The sequence below is a fragment of the Streptococcus sp. S784/96/1 genome, from assembly GCF_902729355.1.
GTDB lineage: Bacteria > Bacillota > Bacilli > Lactobacillales > Streptococcaceae > Streptococcus > Streptococcus caledonicus.
Genome location: NZ_CACVCC010000018.1, coordinates 1 through 17,492, shown reverse-complemented (window position 1 = coordinate 17,492; position 17,492 = coordinate 1). Strand labels below are relative to the sequence as shown.

General features: G+C 37.2%; 14 protein-coding genes and 1 pseudogene. 1 reads left to right on the top strand and 14 read right to left on the bottom strand.

Annotated elements, in window-relative coordinates:
• Positions 1-60: 60 nt before the first annotated feature.
• The 11 genes from GZ996_RS07305 to GZ996_RS07255 all read right to left on the bottom strand — a co-directional run bounded on the left by GZ996_RS07305 (position 61) and on the right by GZ996_RS07255 (position 13,797).
• Complete coding sequence (locus GZ996_RS07305) at positions 61-879, bottom strand: aldo/keto reductase (RefSeq protein ID WP_162011710.1); 819 nt, start codon at positions 877-879, stop codon at positions 61-63.
• A 12-nt stretch (positions 880-891) separates the two neighbouring features.
• Positions 892-2,328: an alpha-N-arabinofuranosidase gene (locus GZ996_RS07300; protein ID WP_162011709.1), complete on the bottom strand. Its 1,437-nt coding sequence runs from the start codon at positions 2,326-2,328 to the stop codon at positions 892-894.
• A gap of 15 nt (positions 2,329-2,343) precedes the next feature.
• Positions 2,344-3,855: an arabinosylfuranosidase ArfA gene (gene arfA, locus GZ996_RS07295; RefSeq protein WP_161980538.1), complete on the bottom strand. Its 1,512-nt coding sequence runs from the start codon at positions 3,853-3,855 to the stop codon at positions 2,344-2,346.
• Between the two features lie 39 nt (positions 3,856-3,894).
• The gene (locus tag GZ996_RS07290) at positions 3,895-5,088 is read right to left on the bottom strand and encodes an arabinan endo-1,5-alpha-L-arabinosidase (RefSeq protein ID WP_162011708.1); all 1,194 of its coding nucleotides are present in this window, start codon (positions 5,086-5,088) and stop codon (positions 3,895-3,897) included.
• A gap of 27 nt (positions 5,089-5,115) precedes the next feature.
• Entirely contained in the window at positions 5,116-7,524 is a 2,409-nt protein-coding gene (locus GZ996_RS07285; protein ID WP_162011707.1) for a glycoside hydrolase family 43 protein, read from the bottom strand.
• Between the two features lie 76 nt (positions 7,525-7,600).
• Entirely contained in the window at positions 7,601-8,560 is a 960-nt protein-coding gene (locus GZ996_RS07280; protein WP_162011706.1) for a glycoside hydrolase family 43 protein, read from the bottom strand.
• 3 nt (positions 8,561-8,563) lie between these two features.
• A complete protein-coding gene (locus GZ996_RS07275) occupies positions 8,564-9,910 on the bottom strand; it encodes a glycoside hydrolase family 43 protein (protein WP_238386415.1) in 1,347 nt (448 codons plus the stop codon).
• 77 nt (positions 9,911-9,987) lie between these two features.
• Positions 9,988-10,578, bottom strand: a complete 591-nt coding sequence (locus GZ996_RS07270) for a DUF624 domain-containing protein (RefSeq protein ID WP_162011704.1) — start codon at positions 10,576-10,578, stop codon at positions 9,988-9,990.
• A gap of 18 nt (positions 10,579-10,596) precedes the next feature.
• On the bottom strand, positions 10,597-11,430 hold the full coding sequence (locus tag GZ996_RS07265; RefSeq protein WP_156806600.1) for a carbohydrate ABC transporter permease: 834 nt from the start codon (positions 11,428-11,430) through the stop codon (positions 10,597-10,599).
• A 9-nt stretch (positions 11,431-11,439) separates the two neighbouring features.
• Positions 11,440-12,345 (bottom strand): carbohydrate ABC transporter permease, encoded by a 906-nt coding sequence (locus tag GZ996_RS07260; RefSeq protein WP_156806599.1) that lies wholly within the window; start codon positions 12,343-12,345, stop codon positions 11,440-11,442.
• Between the two features lie 117 nt (positions 12,346-12,462).
• Positions 12,463-13,797: an ABC transporter substrate-binding protein gene (locus GZ996_RS07255; RefSeq protein ID WP_156806598.1), complete on the bottom strand. Its 1,335-nt coding sequence runs from the start codon at positions 13,795-13,797 to the stop codon at positions 12,463-12,465.
• A 306-nt stretch (positions 13,798-14,103) separates the two neighbouring features.
• On the opposite strand from GZ996_RS07255, the gene GZ996_RS07250 reads away from it, so the two are divergent.
• A complete protein-coding gene (locus tag GZ996_RS07250; protein WP_156806597.1) occupies positions 14,104-14,994 on the top strand; it encodes an ArsR/SmtB family transcription factor in 891 nt (296 codons plus the stop codon).
• 40 nt (positions 14,995-15,034) lie between these two features.
• On the opposite strand, the gene GZ996_RS07245 is transcribed toward GZ996_RS07250, so the two are convergent.
• From GZ996_RS07245 to GZ996_RS07235, 3 genes and pseudogenes are all read right to left on the bottom strand, one after another.
• The gene (locus GZ996_RS07245) at positions 15,035-15,274 is read right to left on the bottom strand and encodes a DUF6171 family protein (RefSeq protein WP_156806596.1); all 240 of its coding nucleotides are present in this window, start codon (positions 15,272-15,274) and stop codon (positions 15,035-15,037) included.
• 9 nt (positions 15,275-15,283) lie between these two features.
• On the bottom strand, positions 15,284-17,224 hold the full coding sequence (locus tag GZ996_RS07240) for a glycoside hydrolase family 127 protein (protein WP_162011703.1): 1,941 nt from the start codon (positions 17,222-17,224) through the stop codon (positions 15,284-15,286).
• Positions 17,225-17,356: 132 nt separating this feature from the next.
• Positions 17,357-17,492 (bottom strand): annotated as a pseudogene (locus GZ996_RS07235) (phosphoketolase family protein); the annotation flags it as partial.

Sequence of the window (17,492 nt, the reverse complement as noted above, 5' to 3'; positions counted from 1 at the left end):
GCTGTATTGATGATTCAAATAAAAAAGGAGAAAAGGTCACCCCATCTCCTAAATATATTATTACAAGCTATCCAAATAAGCCATATCTACAGCATCAATAACAAAGTCAACAGCTGCGTTTTGCACAATATAGTTTTCATGCACCGATTTTGGCAATGGTAAAATATCTTTCTCTAGCAAATATCGAATACAGATTTGTGGAATGGATTTTCCGTACTTATCTGCAATTTCCTGTACACGCTCATTGCCAAGTAAACGGCCTGTAGCAATCGGTGAGTAACCTTCTACTAAGATGTCATGTTTTTGACAGTAGTCTAAAACCTCTGCATTAGTATTGCCAATATGGTAGATAATTTGATTAACCATAGGTTGAATACGTGCCTTTTGAGCAAGGTATTTCAAATCATCAACATCAAAATTTGAAACGCCAATAGCTCTTAATTTCCCAGATTCATAGGCATCTTCGAGTGCACGCCACATCTCTGCATTTTCGTCATAATAACGCTCACCAATCGGTCTTTGATGCATTTCAGACCATGGTCTGGGAGCATGAATCAACATCAAATCAATGTAGTCAACACCAAGTTGTTCTAAGCTTTCGTCAATCGCCTTAATGGACTCATCATAGGATTTCCACTCTGCCGGAATTTTCGAAGTGATAAAAATCTTATCACGCGCGACACCACTGTCTTTGAGACCTTGACCAACCTCTACTTGGTTACCGTACACATAGGCTGTATCAATGTGGAAATAACCATTTTCAAGAGCAAACTTAGTCGCCTTATAGGCATCATTGGGTTCCGACTGCCAAGTCCCAAGACCAACCTTGTGAATCTTGACACCGTTTGCCAATGTAAAGGTTTCTTCTAAAATAGTCATTATTTTCTCCTTCTAAACAATTTGAATTGTTGCAACGGACATTGGAGGCAGGGTCACCGTCAATCGTCCATCGCGAAGTGAAGCTCCCTCAAACTCTTTAATAACAATTGTTTCCGGATGATCAAAGTCATTATAGTCATCCATCTTTTCTGCAGTAATGTATCGTGCTTCCTTGATGATATCTCCTAGAATACCATCTACTTCTACGGTTTGTTCTTCAGTCAAAGCATAGTTACACAAAGACACGGACACGATACCATCTTTTTGCGATACGGTGTAAGAAAGGGGTTCTGCACTGTCGCCATAGGAAGCTACAAGCTCTGCATCCTGGTGAACTTTATACAAGTCAAAAACATGATAGCTAGGTGTTTTCACCATTTGACTGCCTTCTGTTAAAATCATGGATTGCAAAACATTGACTGTTTGAGCAATATTAGCCATATGAACACGTTCGGCATGTTTATGGAAAATATTTAAGGTTACTGCGGCTACCATAGCATCACGAATCGTATTTTGCTGATAAAGGAAACCTGGATTTGTACCTGGTTCAACTGCCAACCATGAACCCCATTCATCAACGATTAAACCAACTCGTTTTTCTGGGTCATACTTATCCATGATTGTGCTGTGCTTGGTGATGAGTTCATCCATTTTTTGAGCGCTTTTAATCAATGACCACCAGTGAGCTTCTTCAAAATTAGTAGCAGGACCTTTATCCTCCCAAGCACCTGTTAAGGCATAATGGTGCAGACTGATACCATCCATAAAAGGCGCAGCAATTGCCATGACACGATCCATCCAGTGATAATCATCAATATTAGGACCACAAGCAATCTTGTAAATTTTCTCTTGTCCATATTGACGCACATAAGTTTGATAACGACGATACTCATCCGCATAGTAATCTGGGCGCATGTTACCACCGCAACCCCAGCTTTCGTTACCGACACCGAAGAAGGCTACTTTCCAAGGCTCTTCCTGACCGTTTTCACGACGAAGATTTGCCATTGGCGATTCACCACCCATCGTCATGTATTCGACCCATTCTTGCATTTCTTGAACAGTACCACTACCTACATTACCGTTAATATATGCTTCACAGCCAAGCTGTTTAATCAGTTCAAAAAATTCATGTGTCCCAAAATGATTATTTTCGGTTACCCCACCCCAGTGAGTGTTGACAATTTTTTTACGATTCTCTTTAAGGCCAATACCATCTTTCCAATGATACTCATCAGCAAAACAGCCTCCTGGCCAGCGAAGCACTGGAATTTGGATATTTTTCAAGGCTTCCACGACATCTGTTCGCATACCATTGATATTTGGAATCGTAGAATCCTCTCCAACATAAAGACCTTCATAAATACAACGCCCTAAGTGCTCAGCAAAATGGCCGTAAATGTATTTTGAAATTTTTGGTCCTTTTTCTTGAGTCAATGTAATTTTCATGTCACTCTCCTTATCTCATGATTTAACCGCTACTCGAATAACATTCCAAGACAAGCCTGCAAGTGTGACTTGAAGACTACCATCTGCCACTTGATAGCTATCAGAAGCGATTGGTTTAATAGCATCAGAACTCAAACTATTCACAGCCTTAATGTCATGACCTGCCATATGGCTAAATTCAAGAACTTCACCAAAAGTTAGTCCCAAACTATCTACATCGAAAGCCATTTCTTCACGGGAACGATTAACCGCAAAAATCGTTACTTCACTCTCATCTTCACTAAGTACTGCAATTGTCTCAAGATATGGCACTTGATCATAGCTTTCTGTTTGGTAACTGTCACACGACATAAGCGGTGTTAGGACTGTTCCTTTACCATATTTAGCAGCCTGCATAAAAGGATAGAAAGTTGTTTGACGCCAAGCAGGGCTTTGATTATCATCTTGCTCTGTAAAAATTGGCGCAATCACATTAACTAATTGAGCTAAACAAGCAATCTTAATACGATCCGCATGCTTCAATAATGTCATCAGCAACGTCCCTAAAACAAGAACATCCTCAAAATTATACTGATCTTCTAACTGTGGTGGTGCAATTAACCATGGTTTGATTTGTTTATCCTGCTCATTAGAATGATACCAAATATTCCATTCATCAAAGGAAAGATTCATTTGCTTCTTACTGTGCTTTTTAGCTTTAACAGTGTCACAAATGGCTACTACACCTTTGATAAACTCATCCATGTCCAAAGAACAAGCTAAATAGTCTTCTAAATTATTTGCAGGATTTCCGTAATATTGGTGAAGCGATAAGTAGTCAACATAATCATAGGTATGATCCAGAACGGTTAATTCCCAATCTCCAAAAGTTGGCATATGACTGTTAGAACTTCCACAAACAACTAATTCAATTGAGTCATCTACCAACTTCATTGCTTTTGCCGTTTCAGCGGCCGCACGTCCGTATTCGTCAGCTGTCTTATGCCCAATTTGCCACGGACCATCCATTTCATTACCAATGCACCAGGTTTTAAAACCAAATGGTTCTTTTTGACCATTTTCAATCCGCTTGTCACTCCAGTAAGTTCCACCATCAAAATTACAGTATTCGACTAACTGGCGTGCTTCATCAATGCCACGTGTCCCCATATTAACCGCCATGTTAACTTCGACACCCACATTCTTTGCCCAGTTAGCAAATTCATGAATTCCTACTTGATTCGTTTCAATGGCGCGCCAGGCTAAATCTGTTCGTACTGGGCGCTTTTCTTTTGGACCGATACCATCTTCCCAATTATAACCTGAAAGAAAATTACCTCCTGGATAACGGACTAAGGTAACTCCTAACTCTTTAACTAACGCTTTCACATCATTACGGAACCCATCAGCATCACTAGTCACATGATCAGGCTGATAAATTCCACCATAGACAGCTCTACCCATATGTTCCACAAATGAACCAAAGAGCCTTTTATCAACTGTTGAAATTGCCATATCTCTGACAATTCTTAACGAAGCTTTTTGCATAATACTCCTTTTCTGAACACTTTCCTACAAGCTTAATACTCACTCTTTTATCGCAATCAATGCATAGCCCTCTGGAGTTAAACCAGAGAAAATTTGCCTGCTACCCCCATCTTTAACGACTAACCTTGTTTTCACTAAGACGTCTTTCCAGTTAAATTCATTCCCGATAGTTCGTTCGTAGTCACTAACAACAATCTTTTCTGTAGTACTCTCTTTTAGACCACTATCGGAGTCAAATCGGACAATATTCCAAATTCCTTCCAGTTCTAACGCTTCCTCATCACAAGCCCCTTCATAAAAAACTGGAGATACAACAGGCCAACCACTTGATAGCCAATCCAATTGTCTAATATTTAAGAAAAATTTGTCAGAGAAAGTCTGACGTCTAGCATGGTGAACCATAAATAAGCTATCATCTGAGCGCTTAAAAATAGAATTATGGCCGGGTGCAAATACAGGTTTCTCACCAATAAATTGATAACTGCCTAGCAACTTCACACCGATATCGTTGGGTTCATGCTCTAAGTCATCCATTGCCAAACCTTTACTATCCACATAAGGACCATCAATTTGACGAGAGCGCGCTACACGGATATTATAACTATCGTTCAATGAATCATATGAACAAAACAAATAATAATAATCCGTTTCTGAATTGTAGTAAATAAAACCACCTTCAATCGCTGTATCAACACTCTTTGGACGTACCGCAATACGCTTCCCAAAACCAGCTTCTTTAGGTTTCCCACTTTCTTTATCTAGAGGCAAAATATAAATACCACCAAAGAAAGAACCATAAACAAACCACTGCTCACCTTCTTTATCTATCACCACATTAGCATCAATGGCATTATGATCACATAACTCTGGGTTTGTTTTGACAATAACCCCTTTATCTTCAAAAGGGCCCATAGGTGTTTTTGCAGTAGCTAAACCAATATAAGAAATTGTACTACCAAAGGTTGAAGCAGAATAATAAATACGATATTCATCACCATATTTAATAATTTCCGGAGCCCAAAGTCCTACCGCTTGACTCCAACGCTTAGCATCATTAGGCACCTCTGGCATTGCCTGGCCTTTAAATTCCCATGTCATAAGATCTTCTGATTTTCTAATAGGAATTCCTGACGTTTCTGGCTGGCGCGTATCTGTTGAATACAAATAAAACTTCCCATCCGACTCAATAATCGTCGGATCATGAACACCGAATGTTAACGCACTCTCTTTCATAAAGAAATCTCCTTTCATGCAGAACGACTAGCTCCATCGCTTCGTTTTCTTTAATAGCAACATCACTCCTGATAATAAAAAGCTGCCTATCATTGTTAGCATGCTATCCATACTACTTGTTTTAGGAAGTGCAGTATGCAATGGTTTTTCACTATCATGTGATACATCAGCAGACCGACCACTTAATACAACGGATAACTCTTCATTACCTAGTATTTGCACTGTTGATTTAGGAACATTGTTTGTCACATTTCCAGTAACATCAGAAGTTAAAGTCTGACCATAGTTTTTCCCTGGCTGATTAATATCTAAAGTGTTTAACGTTTCTTTGGGCGATTGGTAACGGTAAATGATTTTATTTGTTCCATCAACAAATTTCAAAATAGTCTCAAAGTGGTAACCTTCTACAAAAGGAACCTCTGGCAAAGCAACAGTTTCCCCTACAAAACCATCTATTGTTTGAGTAGGTAAAATCTCAGCATTTTTTTCGTTTAAAAAGTGAATTTTAATAGTAGATTTCGTCTCTACTTCATAAGGTTTGACTCCCCAGATAACTTCATTATTGTTCCCCACCAAAGCGAAAACGAGACTTACTTTTTTCCCAGGACTCTCATCCTTTTGAAGTTCAAAAATCCCTTGATAAGTTGTGCCACTGTCTGTTATTAGCGTCACATAGAAATGACCACTTTTTTCAGTAACCGTCCAATTTCCTGTTAAAGCACCTGAAACTGAACCATCATCATTCAATTGTAAACGTGATTTCGCTAAGGGCTGACCTGACGTTTCCGTTCCATGATTAACAAATTCGTAATCACCACTAAATTGTTTGACACTTCGCTCTGTTAAGGCCACATTGATTGGTCGATATTCAAAAGGTAAAGCGACTGGCCACCCATCTTCTGTCATTTTCATTGGGTGAACACGAACTTCATGGTACTCCGTTCCTTGATTGAAGCGAGTATGATTAACTAAGAACCAATTCCCATCTTTGTCAATAAGTGCAGAATTATGTCCAGGTGACATGTATGAGGTTTTTAATGAATCTAAACTATAATTTCCCATCACCTTAACACCGTAAGCAGCATTAATGAGATTCGGTGTCCATCCTGTATATTTAGGATGTTCTCCTTTGGCATCCACATAAAGGCCATCAACAGTTTTAGAACGGAAAAGACGCATGTTATAACCGCCTTCTCTGCCTAAGCCTCCATAAGTTACAAAAAGATAATAAAAGTCTGTTGATGGGTCATAAGTAATATAAGGGGCTTCACCTGATTGATGCCAACTACCAATCAAGTGTGTCCCAAAATATTTATCAATATGTCTACCATCTGGTGTCATGCTATCCTTACCAGGATAGATTGCCTTACCAGTTGTTGGATCGATTTCCAAAAGGTAAATACCACCTGACCAAGAACCATAACTCATGTAAAGTTTTCCAGTTTTATCGTAAAAAACATTGGCATCAATAGCGTTTGGGGCGTAGTCATTATTATAAGTGTGCCCATTATCTCTATTCCATTTATCGCTAAATCCAGATTCAATAACGCCAGCTTCCATCAAATCATCTACATTAGTGTTCTTATAATTAACATTACGACTACTTCCATCTGTAGCATCTTCTTTAGTAAAACCTGAATAAATCAAGCTATCTACATAATCATAAGGCCCTTCAACAGTCTTGGAAACCGCATAACTAATAACCGAACGGCGCCAAGTCGATGAATTTGAGAAATAGTACATGTAAGCACCAGTCGTGCCATCATCCCATTGATAAGCCGGATTCCAGATAACATCCGGTGCCCAAACCGAATAACGTCCGTTAGCCGTATCAGCATCATCATAACCTGCCCATTCAAAAGGTTTAGCAAGATTTTCATTGAGATTTCCTAGGACACTTGATGGATTTTCATATTCATGATTAAACAATGGTGCCCAATTCTGTAAATCATCTGATTTTGCTTGAGCTAAGTGTGAACCAAATGCATAATAAGTTCCTGAAGCCTCATCATAAAAAATAGATGGGTCATGAACAGAAACACGTGAAAACTCTTCATCAATAGATGTTTCAGTAGCTTCCTCACTTGTATCTGGTAATGTTACTGTCATATTGTCATCAACCATCTGAATAGTTTCTAGGTCGTTCACTTCCTCAGCAAGAGCTTGGTTTGCCTCTACCTCTGGAGTAACTGTCTGTTCTGCTTCATTTTCTTGATCTGTAACTTTATCTACCACACTATTTGAATCAGCCTCTGTTGTCAGAACAGTATATGGAGGACTTTCTAATGAGTTTTCTAATTCATTTGCTGCAGCAGGTGCTGCACCAAAAAGTAACAATAACGATACGCCGAGCAAGACACTACTTGCTCCTAAATGACTTTTCCTAATTGAAAAACGCTGATGGCATTCTGCATTTAAATAACGATTGTCTTTCATTCAAACTCCTCTAGATATCTCACTGATATCGTTAAAAGTATAAAAATATTGTTCCTAAACTCTTATATTTGATGATTTAGCCTGCCCCCGGTTCTCCAAATACTGGGAATCCATTTTCATCCCATGAAAACACCTGAGCATTGGCATGGCGATTAGGATTATCTAGCGGATCGCCTTCTTTATTTTTTTCAGGACGTGCATGGAAAATCAAAACATCTTTCGTATCATCCTCATTTCGTGTAAACGAATTATGACCTGGACCAAAAAGACGATTTTTTTCTGAAGAAACAAAGACCGGTTTTTCAGACTTATGCCAAGAATAACCATCCAACAAGTCCGAATTAGCATCAGCCCACAATAAGCCCATAGCATAGTTTTCATCAGTCGCACTGGCAGAATAAGTCACAAATACTTTGCCATTACGAATGATAACTGCTGGCGCTTCATTAACTAAGAACCCAATTTTTTCCCAATCGTATTCTGGAATGGTCAATAATTTTTGAGGACCTGTCAACGTCCAAGGATTAACCATTTTAGAAATGTAAAGGTTTGAATTACCTGGAATCCTTGGGTCAAGTTGTGCCCATATATAATAGAGCTCGTCTTCTAATTCAAAGACTGTTGCATCAATGCTAAAACTTTCATACTGAGTTCTAATTTGACCTTTTTCAATCCACTCACCTTTCATCGGATTAGCGCTTTCATTCTCCAGTACAAACATGCGGTGATGATGATATTGATTGCGTTCCACTGCATCATCACTTGCAGCAAAATAAATATACCACTTACCTCTTAGATAGTGAATTTCTGGCGCCCAAACCAGTTCGCTCAGAGGCCCTGTTTCATGCGCATACCACACGGTTACTACTTCAGCTTTTTCACCTAAATCATTTAATGACTTAGCACGGCGTAACTCAATCGTCTGGTATCCAGGTACAGATCCTGTAAAATAATAATAACCATCCGTGTGCTTGTAGACCCACGGGTCGGCCCGCTCCAATACAATAGGGTTTTGATAAATTAGTTGTTTTGACATTATTTATTTCCTCACTTCAATTAGATATATTGGCAAGCCATTATCAGATAGGCCTGTAAATGTCATAGCCTGCTGTTCTTGGTATTCATCCCAAGCCGATATAAACCTACCCTTGTAAGTTGTATTATTGATAGTAATTATAGAATCTTTACTAGTATTTTTATCCGATAATTGCCAGTTCCCCTCTAGCTCTCCCTGAATTTTACCATCTGATGTTAAATGAATCATCTGGGGCTCTGAGACAGCATCTGAAATTTCTTTTTCAAAGAGAATAGCCTTAAACTCTAAACCAATCTGATTCTTCTTATAGTCTGCGATCGTTTCTTCACCATAGCGGAGCGGTACCATTACTGGCCAACCAGACTCTGTAAAGAGTAATTGATGAACTCTGACCTCATGTATTTCTCCAGAATTTGGAAAACGTGTATGGAAAATCGCAAAATATTTACCACTCTTTTCATCACAATAAGTTGAATTATGACCAGGTGAAACATAACCAGCATTTGTTAATCCATCATCTGGTTCGTAAAGAAAATTACCAATTACTTTATTACCATAATCTTGAATACTCAAATCATCAAATGTGGTTCCTGCTTTTCCCTTAACACTATCCATCTTATTGCCTGATATGTCTTCATAAGGTCCATCAGGATTTTTAGATCGTGCCACACGCAAATTATAACCACCATCAGCTGTTAAACCTCCAAAAGATGTAAATAAGTAGTAGTAATCTGTTTCTGAATGATATTGAATATAAGGTGCTTCAATACGTGCATGATTCCCACCCAGTAAATGTTTCCCGTAAGTATTACGTTCTTTGGGAAGGCCCGTCGTTTCATCCATTTCAAGAATATATATCCCACCTGAATAAGAACCATAAACCATCCATAATTTACCATCTTTATCATAAAAAACATTAGGGTCTATAACATTGGGGTGTCTAGTCGCATCGTAAGTTTTACCAAACTGCGGAGAGGTTCCAGAATGTAGGAAGGTTTCAACCTTTTTATAAGGCCCTTCTATTGAATCTGAGACCGCAACTCCTAGTGCTGAAAGAGGGGAGTTCCCTTCACAAAGGCAATAATATAAATAATATTTACCATCTTTTAACTGGACTAAATCACTTGCCCACATAGTGTTTGTTTTGGCATATTTAAAATCTTCTACTAGCTCTTCTCTAACATTCTCAAACATGATATCTGTATTGATTGAGGAGGCTAACTGTTCCCATTGGATAAGATCATAAGACTTAGCAAACATTGCGTGAGAACCAACAATATAATAAGAATCATTAGTTTTGATGATTGATGGATCATGTACCGAGACATTTTCAAAATTTGGTTTTTTCAAAACTTGGTCCACAGCTATATTTTGACAGGCGGTCAGAGTAACTAAAGCTATTAGAGATAATAGACAATACTTTTTCTTCATCGAATCAGCCCTTTACTTTTATAATCATGTCCAACTAATTGTGACGCGGCATAAATAACAAGCGAGAAGAAAACCATCAGTATCCAACCTTTTACCAATGCAATAATTGTTAAAGTCATAATTACGACTAGTATCAATATAGTGGAACGATTAAAAATCAACGGACTTAATAATAGTAATTTATACTGTTTAGACGTTATAAGTTCCAACTGCGTTGCTAAATAACTGACATGGAATATTATTATAACAACGTAGACAAGTAAAATCGTTAAAGGAATTTGGAAAGTCGCTTGAAGAAAAACATTTTGAGTGATCATTTGAAGCTCTAACACTGCAATAGTGGCAATCATAATCGGTAAAAAAAGGAAGACCTTGTTATGCTTATATGCTTCTTTAAAAAATCGGTAGTAACTACCTATAATTTCACGGCAACTATAATCATTATCAAAAATTCTTGGAAGTTGAAGTACTTTCAATATAGCAATCGTACTTGGAATAAGACTAAATACCACTCCTCCTAGTAATGTCCCCAACAACCACAAAACATTTAAAAAGACAAATAATACAGCTACATGTAGCCACTTCATCGCTCTTTCCCACATTTTTTAACCTTTCATACCTGAAATCGCAACGGATTCGATAATTTGTTTTTGGAAAATAATAAACACTGTTAATACTGGAAGTAATGAAATCACTGATGCGGCCATAATCAATGGATAGTCTGTCTGAATAGCATATGCCGCATTCAAATTAGCAATAACAACTTGCAGTGTTTGTTTTTCTGGTGAATTTAAATAAATCAATGGTGCCAAATAATCATTCCACGCTCCCATAAACCATAAAATAAACTGTGCTGCAACTGCTGGTCGAATAAGTGGAAAAATCAAATTAGAGAATATCTTCCAATAGCCTGCGCCATCAATTTTAGCTGCTTCAATAATAGAATCTGGAATATTTGATAGATACTGTCTCAAGAAAAATATCATTGTAATGTTTCCAAATAAACCTGGAATAATCAATGGCAATAATGTATCTACCCAACCAATTTTTGAGAATAGCATGAACTGTGGAATCATAACAGCTGGATAAGGAATCATGATTGCTGTTAACAATACTAAAAACAATAGATTTTTGAATGGCATTTTCAATTTAGCAAAAGAAAAAGCAGCCATACTTGAGGTGACAGTACCAATTATTGTTACCGTCAAAGATACAATAATTGTATTTTTTATCCCTGATCCTAGAGTATCTAATTCCAATAATCGTTGATAAGCATCCCATTTTATTGGATTCGGTATCCATTGTGGTGGTAATTGAAAGACGCCTGTTTTATCTTTTAATGATGTTGACACCATCCAAAGAAGAGGCCCAATCATGACAACTGATCCTAATAGTAAGATCGCAAAAATCAAAACATGTGATATTTTTATTTTTTTCATGGTAACCTCCTAGTCAATTGTATATTCTGAACGACTATTCATCCAAAATTGGATAGCAGTAACAATAAATACAATTACTGCTAGAACTAGAGCCATACTACTAGCGTATCCCATTTGCCAATTTTTAAAAGCTTTTTGCCAGATGTACCATACAACAGTTGCTGAACTATATTTTGGACCCCCAGTAGGTGTCATAATATTAATCTCTGTAAAGATTTGAGCTCCACCTATAATATTAGTCACAATTAAGAAAAACGTTACTGGACGAACCATTGGCCACGTAATATTGGTAAACTTTTGAAACGGGGAGGCACCGTCTAATTCTGCTGCCTCATAAAACGTTTTAGGCACACTTTGGATAGCGGCTAAATACAATAACATTGAGTATCCCAAACCTTTCCAAATTGTCATTAAAATAATGGCTGGTTTTACTGTCACAGGATTTTGTAACCAGTTTGGACCGTCAATTCCAAAAATATCAAGTACTTGATTAATAAGACCAAAATCACCATTATAAGCCCATTGCCACAATATAGAAATTGCTGCTAGAGATGAAATCACTGGTATATAGTACACTGTCCTAAAAATAGTTGTCCCCTTAATTCCTCTACTCAATGCTGATGCTAAAGCAAAAGAGACCAATAAACCAATAGGAATACCTATCATGAGAAAAATAGTATTTCCCATCGTTTGATAAAAGTATGGGTCTCGTACTAACCTTTGAAAATTCTCTAATCCGATAAAGTTCATTCTCCCTAAACCATTCCAATCTGTCAACGAAGCATAGACAGAATATAAAAATGGTAGTAAAGAAAATACTAAAAATCCAATTACTGGTAATATAACAAACATGAAAGCTACACGATGCTCATGAGCATATAGATTGCTTTTTTTCTTTGTATGTATTCTCGCCATTCTAACATCTCCTTGTAAAAATTGTAGGCGACTTTTCAGCCGCCTACTTTATCATTAACTGATACTTTAGGAATTAAACACTACTTTAAATTTTTACTTCTATGTTTATTCACCGTATTATTTAGCTGTAGCCTTTTGCTGATTTGTAGCATCTAATTTTTCTTGCATTTTTGGTTGTGTTTCTTTAAGATATTCTTTCGCAGTCATATCCCCATCAAGTACTGATTGAATGTTAATAAAGAATTCATCATACCATTCAGGATTATAAGTATTTGCACCAGGGAGTGCACGTCCATAATCTTCGACAACATCGATAAATTCTTGTTTATTACTTGGTACAGAAGAAGTATCTGATGCCCATTCAGCTGCCATATCTTTAAGGTTTGGAATCTGAATTTGCGCATCAACTAATTGTTTTTGACCATCCTCAGACGCCGCAAGATATTGTACTAATTTAGCTGCCTTCTCCGGATTCTTAGTTGTACTTGATACACCAATACCCAGTGACCCAATATAAGTAGCAGATTTACCAGTTTTTCCTGCTGGCCATGGCATCAAATCATACTCAAAATCAAGTTTTGCGTACGTACTCATATCCCACGGCCCCACAGGGAAGAAAGCAATTTCACCATTCATCCAACGCTGGTAGGTATCTAATGTTTGAGCATCTGCAATTGATGGTGTGACTTTGTGAACATTTTGAAGATCTGCAAAATATTGTAAAGCCTCTGCAAATTCTGGAGTATCAATAGTTACCTTATCTTTAGCTTCATTAGCCCAATCACCGCCATTACTCCATACAAATGCTTGTAAGCTCCAGTTAACATTAAAACCAGTTGCCCATTGATCTAAAATACCATCTCCATTTGTGTCCTTAGTCAATTTTTTAGATACTTCGACAAACTCATCCCAAGTGTATGGTTTATCTTTATCTGGAAGTGGAATTCCCGCTTCTTCAAACATTTTTTTGTTGTAGCCTAGAGCAAACGGACCAACATCTTTTGGAAGCCCGTAAATTGGACCAGATCCTACTTTTTCACCGTCATAACGATAGCTATTGACCCCATATTCCCAAATATTATCTAAATCAAAATCAGAATTTTCTACATACTTAGTAATGTCTTGCAATACACCATTATCAACATAAGCCATCACACTACCTTGTTCTACATAAAAAACATCTGGAACTTTACCACCAGAAATGGCAGCTTGTAATTTTGTTGCATACTGATCCGCATCAGTCGCAACAATTTTTACTTTCACGTCTTCATTTTTCTCGAATTCACTAATGGCAGCCTGATAAGCTTTTTTCTCATCTTCTCCTCCACGGAACATGAATGTTAAAGTTTCCGAATCCGAGCCACCGCTACTTTCTGAATTATTGCCACATCCTGTTAAGGCCATTGCACTAAAAGTTGTTACTACTGTAGCAAGTTTAAACCATTTCTTCATTTTGCTTTCTCCTTATGCGTCAATTATAAATATTTTTCAATTTACTAAAAAGTTAATCTTATAAAACGTTGGCTATGTATCATTTATATTTTTATTAACAACTTCCTCCTTTTGTTTTTATTTTTTTGAAGCGCTTTCATGTTTCTGTGGTTTAATTATATACCTACAAAAACCTAATGTCAAGCATTTTATATAATTATTTTAAAAAACATCTTTTTAATTAAGATTCATAAAATCATTAATCTTTAACAGAAAGTGTTTACATATATTAATAAATATGTTATCATTAAAAAAAGGAGCAAACCTATGCAATTAGAAATTAACACAAGTGCACTGCCAGTATACGAAGCATTAGCTAGTAACGTCAGATTACAAATCATTCAACTATTATCCAATGAAAAGATGAATGTCAAAGAAATTGCTACTGCTTTAAATTTGAGCAGTGCCATCATCACCCAACACATTAAAAAACTCGAAACAGCCCATATCATCAAAACGGAGCGTGTCGGTCATCAAAAAATTGCACGTCTGGCTGTTGATCGAATTGAAATTAATTTTCCACATAAAATTTTTAATGCGTATTCTACAATTGAAACTTTTATTCCCGTAGGGCACTACACTGATTATAAGGTAGAACCAACTTGTGGCCTAGCAAGTGGGGAAGATTTCATCGGCCCTGTGGATGAACCTCGCTTTTTTATGGTTCCTGAACGTATGAGTGCACAGATTGTTTGGTTTACCAAAGGATTCTTAGAATACCAGTCTCCAAATCTATTAAAATCGACGGATACTCTAAAAATGATTGAAATATCTTTTGAAATTTCATCTGAATTCCCGTTTGCTAACAATAATTGGCCATCTGATATTACATTTTCCTTTAATGATCATGAATTAGGGGCTTGGACTAGCCCTGGTGATTTTGCAGATACTCGTGGTAAATACACTCCTCAATGGTATCCTGACAACCTCAATCAGTACGGTCTATTAAAAACAATCCGGATTACTGAACATGGAACCAATATTGATGGTGATTTTTTGTCAACATTTAACATTTCTGATTTAGACACTTCAACAACAACTTGGAAATTCCGTATTGAAGTTAAAGACAATGCTGAAAATATCGGTGGGTGTACCTTATTCGGTCGAGAATTTGGCAACCATAATCAAGACATTAAAATTAAATTATTTTATAGCTGATTTAAAAAACTCCTTGAACACTATAGGCTCAAGGAGTTTTTTACCATTTTCCAACAGGACAAGATTTGACAAGTAATGCACTTCTAAACTTATAGTAGCAACCACACTTACCACAAGTTGCCCCTACCTTAAACGGGCATTGCCGACAGATTTTTTGACGCTTTTCCCATTCTGCATCACTGACTAAATTAAATTCTAAGGCTAGTTGTTCTTGAATAAGTAGCTCTATATCATCTTCTGACAACACTTCTTTCACAGAACATCCCGGACATGCCTCCATTTCAACCTCCTACATTACTTCCGAAAACCATACTTGCATATCTGTTTCACCTTGGTTACCCCAAAGATAATATGGTATTAAGGTCATATCAGAAGAGACAAATTGATTTTCCGAGTCAAACAAATACAATGCCTCGTTTGGCCAGCCTTTTATCTTTTGGCAAGGAAGATGTAATTGTATATACTTTCCTAAGTTATCATTTTGAATCTCACACGTCGCTTGAGGTAACTTTTGACGATCAACTCGGTACTTTTTCATATCTGGATTTTGCAAAGCTTGTGAACAGAAAATGAAGGGGCCTCTTTGAATGGCTACTTTCCCAATATTAGATCGTACTTCCGGATGGCAGCTTACACTGTAGATAGGCTGTTCAAACCTTATCCTTAGACAACTATTACCACGAACTAATACGTCAATTTGCTGCGTATTTTTCTTAATAACCTCACCCTTATCACAAGTTACTTCTAACCCTTTAGCCCAATATGGCACATGAATAATGATTATTTTTTCCGGTCCCTGATAGTTAATATCAACACTATTTTCAAACGGAAATCCCGTTTTTTGTTCAATAATATAGCCTTCTCCTAATAATCGACTTGCTATGAAAAGGTTGACAAATAGTTTACCGTCATCTTCTAGATAAACATAGCGTCCTATTGATGCAACTGTCCTTGCAAAGTTAGGCGGGCAACAAGCACAGCCCAACCAGTCTGGTCTTTGCGTTTTGACATGGCCTTTCCCTGGATTATGATGGCAAGAATCAACATCAACTTCTAAAGGATTCACATAGAAAAATTGCTTTCCATTTAAGGAGGCTCCCGATAGAATCCCATTGTAAATTAAACGATCAATTACATCCAGATATTCTACCTTTGGAGATAGTTGGAATAATTCATAAGCAAAATTTAATAGTGCAATTGCCGCACAAGTTTCACAATACATCGTATCATTTGGCAAATCATAGGGACCCGTGAAAGACTCTCCAAAAACTGTTGATCCCACACCACCAGTAATGTACATTTTACACTTAATAATATCGTCCCAAATAGCCAAGCAGGCTTGATATAGTTCATCATCAAATTCTCGATTTACAATTTTTGCCATCCCAGTAGCCATATAAAGCATTCTGACAGCATGCCCAACTGCTTTCGTCTGATATTTTGGTTGCGTAAAAGCTTGTAGATAAGTTAAGTCAACACGGGGATTGTCTGCAGAGAGTCCTAATTTAAGATTGGATTCTATTTCTTTCTGATAAAACTTAGGATCCTCACCGCGTACATTAACAAAAAATTGAGCTAATTTAAGGTAAGTATCATCACCTGTGTAATCATATAACTTAACCAAGGCCAACTCAATTTCTTGATGCCCGTCTGCACCTTGAATCTTTCTATTTTCGTAACCAAAATGGTCTTCAATATGTTTCACGAAACGTTTGGCAATGTCTAGCAGTTGAGATTTACCAGTTCCCTTATCATAAGCTATCCCAGCTTCTATTAAATGCCCTGCGCAATACAATTCATGACTAAAATAAAGTTGCCGGTATTTTAGCTGAGGAAATTTCAATTGAAAATAAGTATTTAAATAACCATCTTTTTCTTGAGCTTTCTCAATAATAGCAATGACATCATCTGCATGAGCTTCTAACTGAGGATCTTCAGTAGTCTGAAGCAATAGCCCTACCGACTCCAACCATTTATAGACATCGCTATCTTGGAAAAACCATCCAAAATGCTCTCCCTGTGATATTCCTGCTGCTATCTTGAAGTTTTCAATAGCGTGACTCTTTCCAGATGGTAATTCTTCATCTTTTCGCTCAGCTTGGACATCTACATCTATCTCATCTTTCAATACACTTAATTGATACGGAATCGTTTCCTCTTTAATGAGGTTCAAGTAGCTTTTCCAAAATTCAGATTCAACGGTTACTTGTTTTAATAGAACCTCTCTCATCGTCTTTTCTCCTTAACGATCATCTACGAATACCAATATTAATATAAAGAAAGAGGAGACTTGGTAATATTAACAAGTAACGTTCTCCTCTCACTTTATTAGATTATAAATTTGCTTAGTAGCATCAATCTGCTATTTACCAATATTCTCCCACTTCCAATCCCGGACTTCTGGGATGTCATCTCCGTTTTCTCGGATGTAAGCGGTATGGTAAGCAACCTTCTCGTCCATTTCTTGGGCAAAGGCTGACGCCCTGTCTCCTAGTGCA

Bases quoted from the DNA above. Each gene is read 5' to 3' on its own strand.
- arfA (WP_161980538.1), bottom strand. From the start codon at position 3,855: ATGCAAAAAGCTTCGTTAAGAATTGTCAGAGATATGGCAATTTCAACA.
- GZ996_RS07255 (WP_156806598.1), bottom strand. From the start codon at position 13,797: ATGAAGAAATGGTTTAAACTTGCTACAGTAGTAACAACTTTTAGTGCA.
- GZ996_RS07240 (WP_162011703.1), bottom strand. From the start codon at position 17,224: ATGAGAGAGGTTCTATTAAAACAAGTAACCGTTGAATCTGAATTTTGG.
- GZ996_RS07300 (WP_162011709.1), bottom strand. From the start codon at position 2,328: ATGAAAATTACATTGACTCAAGAAAAAGGACCAAAAATTTCAAAATAC.
- GZ996_RS07260 (WP_156806599.1), bottom strand. From the start codon at position 12,345: ATGGCGAGAATACATACAAAGAAAAAAAGCAATCTATATGCTCATGAG.
- GZ996_RS07305 (WP_162011710.1), bottom strand. From the start codon at position 879: ATGACTATTTTAGAAGAAACCTTTACATTGGCAAACGGTGTCAAGATT.
- GZ996_RS07290 (WP_162011708.1), bottom strand. From the start codon at position 5,088: ATGAAAGAGAGTGCGTTAACATTCGGTGTTCATGATCCGACGATTATT.
- GZ996_RS07280 (WP_162011706.1), bottom strand. From the start codon at position 8,560: ATGTCAAAACAACTAATTTATCAAAACCCTATTGTATTGGAGCGGGCC.
- GZ996_RS07245 (WP_156806596.1), bottom strand. From the start codon at position 15,274: ATGGAGGCATGTCCGGGATGTTCTGTGAAAGAAGTGTTGTCAGAAGAT.
- GZ996_RS07265 (WP_156806600.1), bottom strand. From the start codon at position 11,430: ATGAAAAAAATAAAAATATCACATGTTTTGATTTTTGCGATCTTACTA.
- GZ996_RS07285 (WP_162011707.1), bottom strand. From the start codon at position 7,524: ATGAAAGACAATCGTTATTTAAATGCAGAATGCCATCAGCGTTTTTCA.
- GZ996_RS07250 (WP_156806597.1), top strand. From the start codon at position 14,104: ATGCAATTAGAAATTAACACAAGTGCACTGCCAGTATACGAAGCATTA.
- GZ996_RS07270 (WP_162011704.1), bottom strand. From the start codon at position 10,578: ATGAAGTGGCTACATGTAGCTGTATTATTTGTCTTTTTAAATGTTTTG.